Annotated in this window: 16 protein-coding genes and 1 pseudogene; 12 read left to right on the plus strand and 5 right to left on the minus strand. The window is 61.0% G+C overall.

The window, feature by feature from the left end; translation table 11 throughout:
- Window positions 1–132: 132 nt before the first annotated feature.
- The gene (locus BLW24_RS12645) at window positions 133–336 is read right to left on the minus strand and encodes a hypothetical protein (protein ID WP_090381313.1); all 204 of its coding nucleotides are present in this window, start codon (window positions 334–336) and stop codon (window positions 133–135) included.
- Between BLW24_RS12645 and BLW24_RS25960 the strand changes: the two genes are divergently transcribed.
- The gene (locus BLW24_RS25960) at window positions 328–474 is read left to right on the plus strand and encodes a hypothetical protein (protein ID WP_167360367.1); all 147 of its coding nucleotides are present in this window, start codon (window positions 328–330) and stop codon (window positions 472–474) included. The two genes, BLW24_RS12645 and BLW24_RS25960, sit on opposite strands and share 9 nt — an antisense overlap.
- A gap of 146 nt (window positions 475–620) precedes the next feature.
- Here the strand turns inward: BLW24_RS25960 and BLW24_RS12650 are convergent, their stop codons facing one another.
- Window positions 621–1,601 (minus strand): IS5 family transposase, encoded by a 981-nt coding sequence (locus BLW24_RS12650; RefSeq protein ID WP_090381321.1) that lies wholly within the window; start codon window positions 1,599–1,601, stop codon window positions 621–623.
- A 72-nt stretch (window positions 1,602–1,673) separates the two neighbouring features.
- Window positions 1,674–2,558, minus strand: a pseudogene (locus BLW24_RS12655) (alpha/beta fold hydrolase); the annotation flags it as partial.
- 264 nt (window positions 2,559–2,822) lie between these two features.
- Between BLW24_RS12655 and BLW24_RS12660 the strand changes: the two are divergent.
- The 11 genes from BLW24_RS12660 (at window position 2,823) to lipB (ending at window position 13,011) form a co-directional block, all read left to right on the plus strand.
- Entirely contained in the window at window positions 2,823–4,088 is a 1,266-nt protein-coding gene (locus tag BLW24_RS12660; protein ID WP_090387726.1) for a glutamate-5-semialdehyde dehydrogenase, read from the plus strand.
- 13 nt (window positions 4,089–4,101) lie between these two features.
- Complete coding sequence (nadD, locus tag BLW24_RS12665; RefSeq protein WP_090381330.1) at window positions 4,102–4,746, plus strand: nicotinate-nucleotide adenylyltransferase; 645 nt, start codon at window positions 4,102–4,104, stop codon at window positions 4,744–4,746.
- A 37-nt stretch (window positions 4,747–4,783) separates the two neighbouring features.
- The gene (gene rsfS, locus BLW24_RS12670; RefSeq protein ID WP_160016433.1) at window positions 4,784–5,155 is read left to right on the plus strand and encodes a ribosome silencing factor; all 372 of its coding nucleotides are present in this window, start codon (window positions 4,784–4,786) and stop codon (window positions 5,153–5,155) included.
- Between the two features lie 12 nt (window positions 5,156–5,167).
- On the plus strand, window positions 5,168–5,635 hold the full coding sequence (rlmH, locus tag BLW24_RS12675; protein ID WP_090381343.1) for a 23S rRNA (pseudouridine(1915)-N(3))-methyltransferase RlmH: 468 nt from the start codon (window positions 5,168–5,170) through the stop codon (window positions 5,633–5,635).
- 13 nt (window positions 5,636–5,648) lie between these two features.
- On the plus strand, window positions 5,649–7,538 hold the full coding sequence (gene mrdA, locus BLW24_RS12680) for a penicillin-binding protein 2 (protein WP_090381349.1): 1,890 nt from the start codon (window positions 5,649–5,651) through the stop codon (window positions 7,536–7,538).
- Between the two features lie 38 nt (window positions 7,539–7,576).
- Complete coding sequence (gene rodA, locus BLW24_RS12685; RefSeq protein ID WP_208600230.1) at window positions 7,577–8,680, plus strand: rod shape-determining protein RodA; 1,104 nt, start codon at window positions 7,577–7,579, stop codon at window positions 8,678–8,680.
- Window positions 8,681–8,697: 17 nt separating this feature from the next.
- Window positions 8,698–9,708, plus strand: a complete 1,011-nt coding sequence (gene mltB, locus BLW24_RS12690) for a lytic murein transglycosylase B (RefSeq protein WP_090381358.1) — start codon at window positions 8,698–8,700, stop codon at window positions 9,706–9,708.
- A complete protein-coding gene (locus BLW24_RS12695) occupies window positions 9,708–10,712 on the plus strand; it encodes a septal ring lytic transglycosylase RlpA family protein (protein WP_090381363.1) in 1,005 nt (334 codons plus the stop codon). The genes mltB and BLW24_RS12695 overlap by 1 nt, the downstream gene beginning before the upstream one ends.
- Window positions 10,713–10,833: 121 nt before the next feature.
- Window positions 10,834–12,009, plus strand: coding sequence for a D-alanyl-D-alanine carboxypeptidase family protein (locus tag BLW24_RS12700; RefSeq protein ID WP_090381367.1), 1,176 nt, complete (start codon window positions 10,834–10,836; stop codon window positions 12,007–12,009).
- 73 nt (window positions 12,010–12,082) lie between these two features.
- Complete coding sequence (locus BLW24_RS12705) at window positions 12,083–12,358, plus strand: DUF493 domain-containing protein (RefSeq protein WP_090381375.1); 276 nt, start codon at window positions 12,083–12,085, stop codon at window positions 12,356–12,358.
- Window positions 12,358–13,011 carry a lipoyl(octanoyl) transferase LipB gene (gene lipB, locus BLW24_RS12710; protein ID WP_090381382.1) on the plus strand — a complete coding sequence of 218 codons (654 nt, stop codon included), beginning with the start codon at window positions 12,358–12,360 and terminating at the stop codon, window positions 13,009–13,011. Before BLW24_RS12705 ends, lipB begins: the two co-directional genes overlap by 1 nt.
- Before the next feature lie 82 nt (window positions 13,012–13,093).
- Here the strand turns inward: lipB and lipA are convergent, their stop codons facing one another.
- The gene (gene lipA, locus BLW24_RS12715; protein ID WP_090381389.1) at window positions 13,094–14,146 is read right to left on the minus strand and encodes a lipoyl synthase; all 1,053 of its coding nucleotides are present in this window, start codon (window positions 14,144–14,146) and stop codon (window positions 13,094–13,096) included.
- A 137-nt stretch (window positions 14,147–14,283) separates the two neighbouring features.
- Window positions 14,284–14,421, minus strand: a complete 138-nt coding sequence (locus BLW24_RS26510) for a hypothetical protein (RefSeq protein WP_244161155.1) — start codon at window positions 14,419–14,421, stop codon at window positions 14,284–14,286.
- Window positions 14,422–14,434 lie beyond the last annotated feature (13 nt).

Below are 14,434 nucleotides of genomic sequence, written 5' to 3' on the forward strand. Positions count from 1 at the left end.
GTTTACTGTTGTAAATGAGCATGACTCGTTCCACTCGCCCTTCGGGCCGCGCTAAAGCGCATTAGCCGCGAGCGGCTTGCCGAGCCTGTTTTTAGGCAGTATCGCCGACGCGCAGCAGATCCGAAGCAGGCTCTAGGCGCAGGCCGCTGCTGGTAGCGGTTGCAGTTGGAACTGCGTCGCCAGCGCCTGGCTGGCCTGCTGATCGCTGTGCGGGAAAACGAAGGCCAGGCCGTTTGGATCCTGGCGCAGGGGTAGCAGAGGCTGGGCGGGTAGATCCTTGCACAGCAATTGCCAGCCACGCGTGCCGCGAATAGCCGGCAGATCAGCGTGCAGCAAGCCGCCAAAGAAACCCAATTCGCTGAGCTCTACCGTCCATTCCCCACCATCACGATGCTGCAGGCGAGCGTGGCGCTGGCTGGGAGGCAGGCGCGTTTCATGGCGTTTTTCAAGCTGCAGCAGTTGCGATTGGGCTAGGGATGGTCTGAAGTAGCCCTGTATTTCCGGTCAACTTCAGCCTCCGCTGATTTTGAAAGCGGAAAACTGATCAAAAACGATCAAGTCATCCGCTCATTTCGGTGTTTCTGGCCGCCGCGAGCACCTCGCAGCGGTCATTTCCCACATTACAGGCGCACCTCTCCTGCATTCGTCAGCAAATGTCGACGGGCCATCCACAGGTTCGACAGGGCGAACAGCGTTACCAGTTGTGCGGTGTTTTTGGCCAGGCCACGGGAACGCGTCTTCACATAACCGAACTGACGCTTGATCACCCGGAACGGGTGCTCGACCTTGGCGCGAACTTGCGCCTTGGCCTTCTCGATCTTGCGCTTGGCTTTGTACAGCGCGCTGCGCTTACTCAACGTGTTGTACGTACTGCGGCGGGCTGCGATCTGCCAGATCACTTCACGGCCTTCATGTTCTGGCCGCTTCTCTACGCCGGTGTAACCCGCGTCGGCACCCACCATGTTTTCTTTGCCGTGTAGCAGCTTGTCGACCTGAGTAACGTCTGCAACATTGGCTGCCGTGCCGATCACGCTATGCACTAAACCCGACTCGTCATCGACGCCGATGTGCGCCTTCATGCCGAAGTAATACTGGTTTCCCTTCTTGGTCTGGTGCATTTCCGGGTCACGCTTACCGTCCTTGTTCTTGGTCGAACTCGGCGCATTGATCAGCGTGGCATCGACGATGGTGCCTTGGCGCAATGACAAACCGCGGTCACCCAAATAGCCATTGATGACGGCCAAGATGCCCGCAGCCAGTTCGTGTTTCTCCAGCAATCGGCGGAAGTTGAGGATGGTGGTTTCGTCGGGAATGCGCTCCAGGCTCAGACCCGCAAACTGGCGCAGGATGGTGGTCTCGTACAGAGCCTCCTCCATCGCCGGGTCGCTGTAGCCGAACCAGTTCTGCATCAAATGAACCCGTAACATCGCCATCAGCGGATAGGCTGGACGTCCGCCTTCACCCTTGGGGTAATGCGGTTCGATCAAGGCAATCAAACCCTTCCACGGCACAACCTGATCCATCTCGATCAGGAACAGCTCTTTGCGGGTTTGCTTGCGCTTGCCGGCGTACTCGGCGTCGGCGAAGGTCATCTGCTTCATCGGAAAACTCGGCGGGTGGAGTTCAGGTATTTTGCCAAATTCAGGAAGTCTTCTTCAGGGTTTCCCTAGCAGGCTACTGCCGGGACTGCGGCTTGGCAGGGCGTCACCGCGCAGAAACGGGTTGTACAGATTGGCGCAGGCGTCGCGCTGTTCGAATTGCGCGAGGTGATCGGCGTTGTGGATCAGGGCGCAACTGGCCTGGGCGCAGGCGGCAGCAAAGTGTGCGTGCTCCCAGGGTTGAGTGAAGTGGTCATACTCGCCTGCCAGCACCAGGGTCGGGCAGCTGGGGTGTTGTTGGAAACCCTGGAAGTCCAGCAGGCGCTGGCTGTTCTGCCGGTAGCGTTCGATATCGGCGGCTGACAAGCGCTGGATCTGCCTCAGCAGTGCCTTGCGAAATACCGGGGCTACGCCAGTCTGTTCCAGGCGCAAAGGGTTGAGCAGGCCGGTCAGCGCACCATGGGCAAAGGCCTCGCAGCGCCCTTCGGCGAGTAATGCCAGGCCCTCCTGCAGCAGCAGGCGTGCACCGGGGCGGCCGAACGCGGTGATCCCGGCCAGCAATACGCGGGCGCAGTGCTCGGGGTGGCGGGCGGCGAACAGCGCGGCCAGGGCCGAGCCGTAGGACAGGCCAATTGGCATCAAGGGCGGTAGGTCGAGTTCATCGGCGAAGGCGGCGATCAGATTAGCCAGCTGTTCCAGGCTCAGGTCGGGCACCAGTTGCAGGTTGCCGCCTTGGCTGGGCAGGTCGAGCAGGATCACCGGGTGTTCGCTGAGCAGCTCGCTGACCTCGGCGGCAAACGAGCGAAAGCTCTGGAACGCGCCGCCCAGTAGCAGTACCGGCGGGCGTGGATCGTGGCTACGGCAGGCGTAGGCCTGGTAGTGCAGGCGCAGGTCGCCGAGGTGCAGCACCTGTGGGGCGTCGTTGAGTTGTGCGGCGCAGTAGTCGGTACGGTAATGCATATTGATCCCACCCCGGCGGTCGGCCGCCTGTCTTGCTTTTAATGGCAAGGTAAACATTCGGGTGGTTTTTGTTTACCTAACCTTCGGGCGGCTGATGGTCTGTGGTGTCACTGTTTCTCTGGCCGGCCAGCCGGGTGTGGGCTGGCGGCGTTACCGCGCATGCTGGCGAACGCGCTGTATACCGTCTGCCGCGCAGCGCTGGGCGTGGAGTGGCTCGACCGTTATACTCAGCGACTTTTTTCAACCGCCAGACCTGCCAAGACCATGACTGAGTCCGTGCTCGACTATATGATCCGCCTGGGACAGGCCGCCCGCAGCGCTTCACGCGTGCTGGCGCGTGCCAGTACCGCGCAGAAGAATCGTGCCCTGCAGGCCGCCGCGGCCGCGTTGGATGCGGCCCGCAGCGATTTGACCGCCGCCAACGAGCTGGACCTGGCCGCCGCACGCGCCAATGGTCTGGAGCCGGCCATGGTTGACCGTCTGGCGCTGACGCCGGCAGTGATCGACAGCATGATCGAAGGCCTGCGCCAGGTCGCCACGCTGCCCGATCCTATTGGTGAGATCCGCGATATGCGTTACCTGCCGTCGGGAATTCAGGTCGGCAAGATGCGCGTGCCGCTAGGTGTGATCGGCATCATCTATGAGTCGCGCCCTAACGTGACCATCGACGCCGCCAGCCTGTGCCTGAAATCCGGTAACGCGACTATCCTGCGTGGCGGCTCCGAGGCGATTCATTCCAACCAGGCGATTGCCCGTTGCATTCAGCTCGGCCTGGCCGAGGCCGGTTTGCCTGCCAGCGCCGTGCAGGTGGTGGAAACCACTGATCGCGCTGTCGTTGGTGCATTGATCACCATGCCCGATTTTGTCGATGTGATCGTGCCGCGTGGTGGCAAGGGCCTGATCGAGCGCATCAGCCGTGACGCCAAGGTGCCGGTGATCAAGCACTTGGATGGTGTGTGCCACGTCTATATCGACGTCGCCGCCGACCTCGACAAGGCCATCCGTGTTGCCGACAACGCCAAGACCCAGCGCTATTCGCCGTGCAACGCCATGGAAACCCTGCTGGTGCATGCCGCCGTGGCCGCTCAGGTGCTGCCGCCGTTGACCGCCATCTACCGCGACAAGGGTGTTGAGCTGCGTGGCGATGCCGCGACCCGCGCGCTGCTGGGCAGCGATGTGCTGGAAGCGAGCGAAGATGACTGGTTTGCCGAGTACAACGCGCCGATTTTGGCGATCCGCATTGTCGACTCGCTGGATGCGGCCATTGAACACATCAACCATTACGGCTCGCAGCACACCGACGCGATCATCACCGAGAACTTCAGTGATGCGCGGCGTTTCCTCACCGAAGTGGATTCCGCCTCGGTGATGGTCAACGCGTCGACCCGTTTCGCCGATGGCTTCGAGTACGGTCTGGGCGCAGAGATCGGCATTTCTACCGACAAGCTGCATGCACGTGGTCCGGTCGGCCTGGAAGGCCTGACCAGCGAGAAGTACGTGGTGTTCGGCGACGGGCACATTCGTACCTGATGGGGCGTACCTGATGGCCCGACGCATCGGTCTGCTTGGCGGCACCTTTAATCCGGTGCATATCGGCCATCTGCGCAGCGCCGTGGAAGTGGCCGATGCGTTGCAGCTCGATGAGTTGCGCCTGATCCCTAGTGCGCGGCCGCCGCACCGCAGCGCACCAGAGGTCAGTGCCGAGGATCGCCTGGCCATGGTTCGGCTGGCGGTAGTCGATGCCGGGGTGCTGCAGGTGGATGATCGCGAGCTGCTGCGCGACAAACCGTCCTACAGCATCGACACCCTGGAGTCGCTGCGCAGCGAGTTGGCAGTGGACGATCAGCTGTTTCTGCTGCTGGGCTGGGATGCTTTCTGCGGTTTACCCAGTTGGCAGCGCTGGGATGAGTTGCTGCAGCACTGCCATATTCTGGTGCTGCAACGGCCCGATGCCGACAGTGAAGCGCCCGAGGCGCTGCGCAATCTGTTGGCGGCGCGCAGTGTGAGTGCCCCGTCGGCCCTGAGTGGGCCGAGTGGGCAGATTGCTTTTATCTGGCAGACACCTCTGGCGGTGTCGGCTACCCAGATCCGTTCGCTACTGGCGAGCGGAAAGTCGGCACGTTTTCTGGTGCCTGACGCGGTACTGGCCTATATCCATGCCCACGGACTGTACCGTGGCGCGAATTGAACACGAGGCAAACGAGTTACTTATGACTAAGGCAAAAGTGCAGAGCGAAGAGTTGGTCAAACTGGCCATCGCAGCCCTGGAAGAGATCAAGGCGCAGGACATCACCACCATCGATGTGCGCGGCAAGACCAGCATCACCGATTTCATGCTGATCGCCAGCGGCACCTCCAGCCGCCACGTCAAGTCGCTGGTCGACAATGTGCTAGAGAAGGTCAAGGAGCAGGGCGTACGCCCGATCGGCACTGAAGGCATGGATACCGGCGAGTGGGCACTGCTCGACCTCGGCGACATCGTGGTTCACGTGATGCTGCCAACCGCTCGCCAGTTCTATGACCTTGAGCGTCTGTGGCAAGGTGCCGAGCAGAGCCGTGCGCAGTTCAGCGCCGAGCCTGGCCCTGAACAGGAATAAGGACGCGTAGCGGTGCGGATCAAACTGATCGCCGTCGGCTCGCGGATGCCACGTTGGGTGGAAGAGGGCTGGCAGGAGTATGCCAAGCGCATGCCCAGCGAGTTGTCCCTGGAACTGGTGGGAATTCCGTTGACCACCCGCGGCAAGAATGCCGATGTGGCGCGGATGATCCGTCAGGAAGGCGAGGCCATGCTGGCCAAGGTTGCACCAGGGGAACGCATTGTCACCCTGGAAGTCGAAGGGCGACCCTGGAGTACCGAGCAGCTGGCGGTCGAGCTCGAGAAGTGGCGCCTGGATGCGCGCACCGTCAACCTGATGGTCGGGGGGCCGGAAGGGCTGGCGCCCGAGGTGCAGGCGCGCAGTGAGCAGCGCTGGTCGCTGTCGCCGCTGACCTTGCCGCACCCCTTGGTGCGGATTCTGATTGGCGAACAGATGTATCGTGCTTGGACCGTGTTGTCCGGCCACCCCTACCACAAATAACCAGCAGCCATCGATGCCGCAACCAATTCGCCTCAAAGACCACGAGAAAGACGGCCGCCTGATCCGCAAACGCGCGGTGGTCGGTGCTGTGGTGGTTTTGCTGCTGACCTCGGTGCTCGTGGCGCGCATGTATTACCTGCAGGTGGTGCAGTTCGAGCATCACACCACCCTGGCGGAAAACAACCGCATTCACGTGCAGCCGATCCCGCCGAACCGTGGTCTGATCTACGACCGCAACGGGGTGATCATCGCCGATAACCGGCCCAGTTTCAGTCTGACCCTGACCCGTGAGCGCGCCGGTGACTGGCCGCAGGTGCTTGATGTGATTGTCGAAGTGCTGGAGCTGGGGCCGGATGAGCGTGCGCTGTTTGAACGGCGTGTGCGTCAGGGGCGGCGACCGTTCGAGCCGGTGCCGGTGCTGTTCGAACTGAGCGAGGAGCAGATTGCGCGTATCGCGATCAATCAGTTCCGTCTGCCTGGCGTTGAGGTATCCGCGCAGCTGGTGCGGCATTACCCGCAGGGCGAGCATTTTGCCCATTCGGTAGGCTATGTCGGGCGAATTAACGAGAAAGAGCTGAAAGAGCTCGATCCGGTGGCCTACAGCGGCACGCACCATATCGGCAAGACTGGTATCGAGCGCTTCTATGAAGACGAGCTGCACGGTGAGGTGGGGTACGAGGAAGTCGAAACCAATGCCCGTGGCCGCGTGCTGCGTGTGCTCAAGCGCACCGACCCGTTGCCTGGCAAGGACATCGTACTGAGCCTCGATATTCGCTTGCAGGAAGCCGCCGAAAAGGCCCTGGCCGGTCGTCGTGGCGCGATTGTGGCGATTCAGCCGCAGACTGGCGAAGTGCTGGCGATGGTCAGTCAGCCGAGTTTCGATCCCAACCCCTTTGTTACCGGTATCGGCTTCAAGGCCTATGCCGATCTGCGTGATTCGATCGACCGGCCGCTGTACAACCGTGTGTTGCGTGGCCTCTATCCGCCGGGCTCGACGATCAAACCGATGGTCGCGGTGGCGGGACTGGATGCTGGTGTAGTCACGCCGCAGACCCGGGTATTCGACCCCGGCTTCTATCAGCTGCCCAATCACAGTCACAAGTACCGCAACTGGAACCGTAGTGGCGACGGCTGGGTGGATATGGACCTGGCGATTGCCCGCTCCAACGACACCTATTTTTACTCGTTGGCGCATAAGATGGGCATCGACCGCATGCATGACTACATGTCCCGCTTCGGCCTGGGGCAGCGCGTTGCGTTGGACATGTTCGAGGAAACGGCCGGGCTGATGCCGTCGCGGGACTGGAAGCGGGCGCGTTACCGTCAGGCCTGGTACCCCGGTGAAACGCTTATTCTCGGCATTGGTCAGGGCTATATGCAGACCACGCCACTGCAACTGGCTCAGGCCACGGCGCTGATGGCCACACGCGGCAAGTGGATTCGCCCACACCTGGCCAAGACCATTCAGGGCCGTGCGCCAGTCGACCCGAACCCGCTGCCGGATATTGTGCTGCGTGATCCGGCGTTCTGGGATAACGGCCGTCATGGTATGGAGCAGGTGATGCACGGCCCGCGTGGCACCGCGCGCAAGGTTGGCGATGCCGCGCTGTACCGGATGGCCGGCAAGAGCGGTACCGCCCAGGTGGTGGCGATCAAACAGGGTGAGAAATACGACCGCAGCAAGGTCGCCGAACGCCACCGTGACCACGCCCTGTTCGTCGCCTTTGCGCCTGCGGATAACCCGCAGATTGCCGTATCGGTGATGGTCGAGAACGGCGAGTCCGGCTCCGGCGTTGCCGCGCCTGTGGTCAAGCAGGTGATCGATGCCTGGTTGCTGGATGAAAACGGTCAGTTGAAAGCCGAATATGCTCCGCCTGTGGCGGCTGAGGTCGCTGCGCCATGAACAGTAATTTTGACCGCAACCTGTCTTCCGAAGACCTGCTGCGTCGCCGCGCGACCATCCTGCAGCGTCTGCACATCGACGGCATTTTGCTGCTGTTATTGCTGGTGCTGGCCACTGGCAGCCTGTTTATCCTGTATTCGGCCAGTGGCAAGAACGTCGACCTGCTGATGAAGCAGGCCACCTCCTTCGGGATCGGCCTGGTCGGTATGTTTATCATCGCCCAGTTCGAACCACGCTTTATGGCCCGCTGGGTGCCGCTGGCCTATGTCGGCGGTGTGGCCTTGCTGGTGGCGGTGGATGTCATGGGGCATAACGCCATGGGCGCCACGCGCTGGATCAATATCCCCGGAGTGATCCGTTTCCAGCCCTCGGAATTCATGAAAATCATCATGCCGGCAACCATCGCCTGGTACCTGTCCAATCGCAGCCTGCCGCCGCGCCTCAAACATATCTGCATCAGCCTGGCGATGATCATCGTGCCCTTTGTGCTGATTCTGCTGCAGCCTGATCTGGGCACGTCTTTGCTGATCATCGCTTCGGGTGGCTTTGTGCTGTTTATCGCCGGCCTGCAGTGGCGTTGGGTGATCGGCGCGGTGGCGGCGGTGGTGCCGATTGCCATCGGTATGTGGCTGTTTGTCATGCGTGATTATCAGAAGCAGCGGGTGCTGACCTTTCTCAACCCGGAAAGTGACCCGCTGGGCAGTGGCTGGAACATCATCCAGTCCAAGGCGGCGATTGGATCGGGCGGAGTGCTCGGCAAAGGCTGGCTGCAGGGCACTCAGTCGCACCTGGATTTTCTGCCGGAGAGCCACACCGACTTCATCATCGCCGTGTTGGCCGAGGAGTTCGGCCTGGTTGGCGTGTGTTTGTTACTGCTGGTGTACATGCTGTTGATCGTGCGTGGCCTGGTGATTACCGTGCAAGCGCAGACGCTGTTCGGTAAGCTGCTCGCCGGCGCGCTGACCATGACCTTCTTCGTTTATGTCTTCGTCAATATCGGTATGGTCAGCGGCCTGCTGCCGGTAGTGGGTGTACCGCTGCCATTTATCAGTTATGGCGGCACTTCGCTGATTACCCTGCTGGCGGGATTTGGAATTTTGATGTCGATCCACACTCATCGTAAGTGGATGACACAGGCTTGATTGGGATTATGAATTCAATGCAAAACGCGCGTGGTTGGATGGTACGTACTGCACCTTGGCTGGCGTTGGTCGGGGTGTGCGCAGTGGCTCAGCCCGCGCTGGCTGGAGATTATCAGCAGTCGCCGCAGGTGGCTGAGTTTGTCGGTGAAATGACCCGTGACTATGGCTTTGCCGGCGAGCAGCTAGTCGAGCTATTCGCCCAAGTCGAGCGCAAGCAGGCGATCCTTGATGCCATCTCGCGTCCTGCAGAAAAGGCCAAGCCTTGGAAGGATTACCGGCCGATCTTTATCACCGACAAGCGTATCAGCCAGGGCGTCGAATTCTGGAAGCAGCACGAGGAAACTCTGGCCCGCGCCGAAGCCGAGTACGGCGTGCCAGCCCAGGTAATCGTGGCGATCATCGGTGTGGAAACCTTCTACGGTGGCAATACCGGCAGCTGGCGAGTGATGGATGCCTTGTCGACCCTGGCCTTCGATTACCCGCCGCGTGCACCGTTCTTCCGCAAGGAGCTGCGCGAGTTCCTCCTGCTGGCCCGTGAAGAGCAGGTTGAGCCGCTGAACATGACCGGCTCCTATGCCGGCGCCATGGGGCTGCCGCAATTTATGCCGAGCAGCTTCCGCGCCTACGCCGTGGACTTTGATGGCGACGGCCATATCAATATCTGGAACAATCCTACTGATGCCATCGGTAGCGTTGCCAGTTACTTCAAACGTCACCACTGGCAGCCGGGGCAACCGGTAGTCAGCGCCGCCACCGTCAAGGGTGAGCAGGCTGAGCAGGGCCTGACTGTAGGCCTGGACCCGGTGAAGAATGTCGGCGAGCTGCGTGCGTTGGGTTGGGCCAGTGCCGATCCGTTGGCTGACGATTTGCCGGTGACTGCCTTCCGTCTGGAAGGTGCTGATGGCGCCGAGTACTGGTTGGGCCTGCCTAACTTCTTTGTGATCACCCGCTACAATCGCAGTGTGATGTATGCCATGGCTGTTAATCAGCTGGCCGAGTTGCTGATTGATGCACGGGGTAAGAATTAATGTCGCGTTTGCCTTTCAAATTGGCTGCCTATGGCAGCCTGGCGCTGCTGCTGGCCAGTTGCTCGTCCACCCGTGCGCCGCAGCCAGTTGCGCCAGTGCAGCCGGGTGGGGCGATTTCCGGGCCGGGTGATTTCAGCCGGCCACACAAGGACGGCGCGCCCTGGTGGGATGTTGATGTATCGCGGATTCCCGATGCGGTGCCGATGCCGCACTACGGCCCGGTCAAAGCCAGTCCCTACACCGTATTCGGCAAGCAGTATTACCCGATCTCCGATGCCCGTCGCTATCAGGCGGTTGGTCCGGCCTCCTGGTATGGCACCAAGTTCCACGGTCAGGCCACCGCCAACGGTGAAACCTATGACCTGTATGGCATGACCGCCGCACACAAAACCCTGCCGCTGCCGAGCTATGTGCGTGTAACCAACCTGGAAAACGGCAAGAGCGCGATTCTGCGGGTCAATGACCGCGGACCGTTCTATTCCGACCGGATTATCGACCTGTCCTTCGCCGCCGCGAAGAAGCTCGGCTATGTCGAAAGTGGCACCGCGCGGGTCAAGGTCGAAGGTATCGATCCGCACGAGTGGTGGGCTCAGCAGGGTCGTCCAGTGCCTATGGTGTTGGCTGCGCCGCAGCAAGTCGCTCAGGCCCAGCCGGTGGCACAGCCTATCGCGCAGCCGGTTGAGCAATATTCACCGCCCCCGCAGCAGCATGCCGCCGCGGTGCTCCCCGTGCAGATTGACGCAAAAAAAAACGCTTCAGTCGGAGCCTCTGGCCTGTATCTCCAAGTGGCCGCCTTCGCCAATCCGGACGCTGCGGAGCTACTCCGGTCGAAGCTGAGCGAAACAGTGGCTGCGCCAGTGTTCGTCAGCTCAGTGGTGCGCAACCAGCAGATATTGCACCGCGTGCGTCTGGGGCCGCTGAGCAGCCAAAGCGAGGCTGAGCAGCTGCAGAGCAGCGTGCGTCTGGCCAATCTCGGTGAGCCGACCCTGGTCAAGGCAGACTGACAGGGCACTTATGCTTCTTCTGCGTGACTAAACAAACAACTCCGGCCAGCCAGCGGTTGGCCGGGGGATAAGCACCTTATGCCCACTGGGCCTGTTCACCATCAGCAATCTAGAGAGACGGATGAATATCACCAGCTTTACGCAACGCGTTTTCCTATCACTTTGCCTTCTCAGTGCATCGACTGCCTGGGCCAGTCAGCCAGCAATTCCTTCTGCACCACAGTTGGCGGCCAAGTCCTATGTGTTGCTGGATGCCGCCAGCGGCAAGGTGCTGGTGGAAAACAATGGTGATCAGCGTCTGCCGCCTGCCAGCCTGACCAAGCTGATGACGGCGTATATCGCCACCCTGGATATCCGCAAGGGCAAGATTGGCGAGCAGGACCTCGTGCCAGTCAGCGAGCACGCCTGGCGTACCGGTGGTGCCGCATCCGGTGGCTCGACCATGTTCCTGCCACTGAACAGCCAGGCAACTGTGGATGATCTGTTGCATGGCGTGATCATTCAATCCGGCAACGACGCCAGTATTGCCCTGGCCGAGTACATCGCCGGCAGTGAAGATGCCTTCGCCGACATGATGAACGAGACCGCTGCGCGTCTGGGCATGAGCAACAGCCACTTTATGAACGCCACTGGTCTGCCGCATCCGGAGCATTACTCCAGCGCCCATGACATGGCCATTCTGGCTCGCGCCATCATCAACGAAGACCAGCAGCACTATGCGATCTACGCGCAGAAGGAGTTCCTTTGGAACAACATCAAGCAGGGCAACCGCAACCTGCTGCTGTGGCGTGACAAGACCGTTGACGGTCTGAAGACCGGCCACACCGAAGAAGCCGGCTACTGCCTGGTGGCTTCGGCTGTACGTGATGGCGCGCGGATGATTACCTCGGTATTCGGTACCGTCAGCGAGTCGGCTCGTGCTGCGGAAACCCAGAAGCTGCTGACCTATGGCTTCCGTTTCTTTGAGACCCGCACCTTCTACAAGCAAGGCCAGGAGCTGGCCCAGGCCCAGGTGTGGAAAGGCGCTGTGCGTCAGGTCAAAGCCGGCCTCGGCGCTGATCTGAGCCTGACACTGCCGAAAGGTCAGCTGGAAAAACTGCAGGCCGGCATGATGCTCAACCCGCAGCTGACCGCCCCGATTGCCCAGGGTGATGTGATCGGCAAGGTCGAAGTGAAACTGGGTGAAGAAGTGGTGCACAGCGCCGATCTAATCGCCCTTGAGGCTGTTGAGGAAGGTAGTTTCTTCCGCCGCCTGTGGGATAGCATCAGCCTGTTCTTCTTCGGATTGTTCAACTGATAGCGTGACCAGCGCGCCCTTGCCGACCTGCAGGGGCGTTGTTGTTGCCACGGCTTACGAGGCCGATACTGCCATGAATCAACCAGACGTCAAATCGCACAAAATCGAATTCCCCTGCGCGGACTACCCGATCAAGGTCGTCGGCGACAGTGGCGACAACTACAAAAGTACGGTGATCGAGATCCTTAGCCAGCACGCCAAGGTCCATCTCAGCACCCTGGCCGAGCGCCAGAGTAGCAACGGCAAGTACACCACCGTACAGCTGCATATCGAAGCCACCAGCGAAGATCAGTTACGCGATATCAACAGCGCCCTGCGCGCGACCGGTATCGTGCACATGGTGCTGTGATGGACCTGCCGCTCGGCTTTCGTGAGCTGGGCCAGGTCGACTATCAGCCTACCTGGCATGCGATGCAGCGCTTTACCGACAGCCGTGGCGCGGATACGCCTGACGAAATCTGGCTGCTCGAACACTCCCCGGTATTCACTCAGGGCCAGGCCGGCAAGGCCGAGCATGTGCTGTTTCCCGGGGATATTCCGGTGGTGCAGGTCGATCGCGGTGGGCAGGTGACTTACCACGGTCCGGGTCAGCTGGTGGCTTACCTGCTGCTGGATGTGCGCCGCAGCGGCATTGGTGTGCGCGAGCTGGTGAGTCGTATCGAACGCAGCCTGATTGATCTGCTGGCCAGCTATGGTGTTAGCGCCAACGCCAAGCCGGACGCCCCGGGCGTGTATGTGGATGGCGCAAAGATCGCCTCGCTCGGTCTGCGTATTCGCAACGGCCGTTCCTTTCATGGTCTGGCGCTGAATGTGGATATGGACTTGCAGCCGTTCCAGCGCATCAATCCTTGCGGCTATGCCGGTATGGCCATGACTCAGTTGGCCGATCAGGTGGCTGAGCCGATTGATATTTACGAGGTCAGCGCACGGCTGCGTGAGCAGCTGGTCAAGCACCTCGACTATGCGCAGCAGCAGAGCCTGGCGGGCGCAATAGACTGCTAGAGCGGGCAGGGCAGATCGGCAGATCAGATACACAAACGCCTGACCCCAGGCAAAGCCCAAGGTCAGGCGTTGGGTGGCTCAATCAGTTCAGATTGAGGGCAGGAATCAGGCTGTTATCGAGCTGTTGGCCCGGCACGGGCACCGGGGCTGCCAGGCCCAGGTTGTTTTTCTCGAACACCTTGTCGGCGCGATAGCTGGAACGTACCAGTGGACCGGCGGCGACTTCCATAAAGCCCTTCTGCAGGCCGATTTCGCGCAAGCGATTGAACTCTTCCGGGCTGACCCAGCGCTGCACCTTCAGGTGATTGCGCGTCGGTTGCAGGTACTGGCCGAGGGTAAGGATATCGACGTTGATGGCGCGCAGGTCATCCATGGTCTGGATAATCTCTTCGTCGGTCTCGCCCAGGCCAAGCATCAGGCTGGTCTTGGTCAGCACCTCCGGACGGTGAAGCTTGGCATGGGCCAGCACGTTCAGGGTCTTTTCATAACCGGCACGCGGGTCACGCACCACATGGGTTAGGCGTTTAACCGTTTCGACGTTCTGCGCAAACACCTCAAGACCGGAGTCCACCACGCGCTCGATGGCCTGTAGATCGCCGTCGAAGTCCGGGGTCAGGGCTTCCACCACCACGTGTGGGGTATTGTCCTTGATCGCCCGCACGCAGGCCGCGTAGTGGCTGGCGCCACCATCATCCAGATCGTCGCGATCCACCGAGGTCAGCACGATATAGCGCAGCGCCATCAGCTCCACTGACTTGGCGGTGTTCTGCGGTTCTTCCAGGTCCAGCCAGCCATTGGGGTTGCCGGTGTCCACTGCGCAGAAGCGGCAGGCGCGGGTACACACCGAGCCCATCAGCATGATGGTCGCGGTACCGTTGGACCAGCATTCGCCCATGTTCGGGCAGTGGGATTCCTGGCACACGGTGCTCAGGCGGTGTTCGCTGACATTGCGTTTGACCGCCTCGAAGCGGCTGCCGCCAGGCGCCTTGACCCGTAGCCACTTGGGTTTGGGCTCGAACACCTGAGGCTCACTGGAGGCGCGGCGCTTTTGCCCGTCCTTGATCGCGGTGATGCCTTGGGTGGTACGGAATTTTTCGCCACTGGCGACGGTTTTAGGCGGGGAGGTATCGGACATCGGCAATCTGGGCTCCGCTAGAGACTCCGTGAACGAGGCGGCTTGTGGCCGCCGCGCAGCTTACCACAGAAGCTGACCGTTCAGTCCGGCGGGCACCGTGCGGTTCAGGCGGGCGGCTCGCGGGCAGCTGCAGGGGGTTATTGCTGCAACTGGTTGGCGAACTGTTCAACGGCCTGTACCACCTGCTTGGCGCCTTCCTGAATCTCCACAATGACCGTACCCGCCTCATTGGCCAGGTTCAGGCCTTGCTCTGCCTGCTGGCGGCTGCTGGCCATGCGCTCACTGCCT

Origin of the sequence: Pseudomonas anguilliseptica, assembly GCF_900105355.1 — a bacterium.
Lineage (GTDB): Bacteria > Pseudomonadota > Gammaproteobacteria > Pseudomonadales > Pseudomonadaceae > Aquipseudomonas > Aquipseudomonas anguilliseptica.

Bases quoted from the DNA above. Each gene is read 5' to 3' on its own strand.
- BLW24_RS12650 (WP_090381321.1), bottom strand. From the start codon at position 1,601: ATGAAGCAGATGACCTTCGCCGACGCCGAGTACGCCGGCAAGCGCAAG.
- BLW24_RS12660 (WP_090387726.1), top strand. From the start codon at position 2,823: ATGACTGAGTCCGTGCTCGACTATATGATCCGCCTGGGACAGGCCGCC.
- nadD (WP_090381330.1), top strand. From the start codon at position 4,102: ATGGCCCGACGCATCGGTCTGCTTGGCGGCACCTTTAATCCGGTGCAT.
- mrdA (WP_090381349.1), top strand. From the start codon at position 5,649: ATGCCGCAACCAATTCGCCTCAAAGACCACGAGAAAGACGGCCGCCTG.
- mltB (WP_090381358.1), top strand. From the start codon at position 8,698: ATGCAAAACGCGCGTGGTTGGATGGTACGTACTGCACCTTGGCTGGCG.
- BLW24_RS12695 (WP_090381363.1), top strand. From the start codon at position 9,708: ATGTCGCGTTTGCCTTTCAAATTGGCTGCCTATGGCAGCCTGGCGCTG.
- BLW24_RS12700 (WP_090381367.1), top strand. From the start codon at position 10,834: ATGAATATCACCAGCTTTACGCAACGCGTTTTCCTATCACTTTGCCTT.
- BLW24_RS12705 (WP_090381375.1), top strand. From the start codon at position 12,083: ATGAATCAACCAGACGTCAAATCGCACAAAATCGAATTCCCCTGCGCG.
- lipB (WP_090381382.1), top strand. From the start codon at position 12,358: ATGGACCTGCCGCTCGGCTTTCGTGAGCTGGGCCAGGTCGACTATCAG.
- lipA (WP_090381389.1), bottom strand. From the start codon at position 14,146: ATGTCCGATACCTCCCCGCCTAAAACCGTCGCCAGTGGCGAAAAATTC.
- BLW24_RS26510 (WP_244161155.1), bottom strand. From the start codon at position 14,421: ATGGCCAGCAGCCGCCAGCAGGCAGAGCAAGGCCTGAACCTGGCCAAT.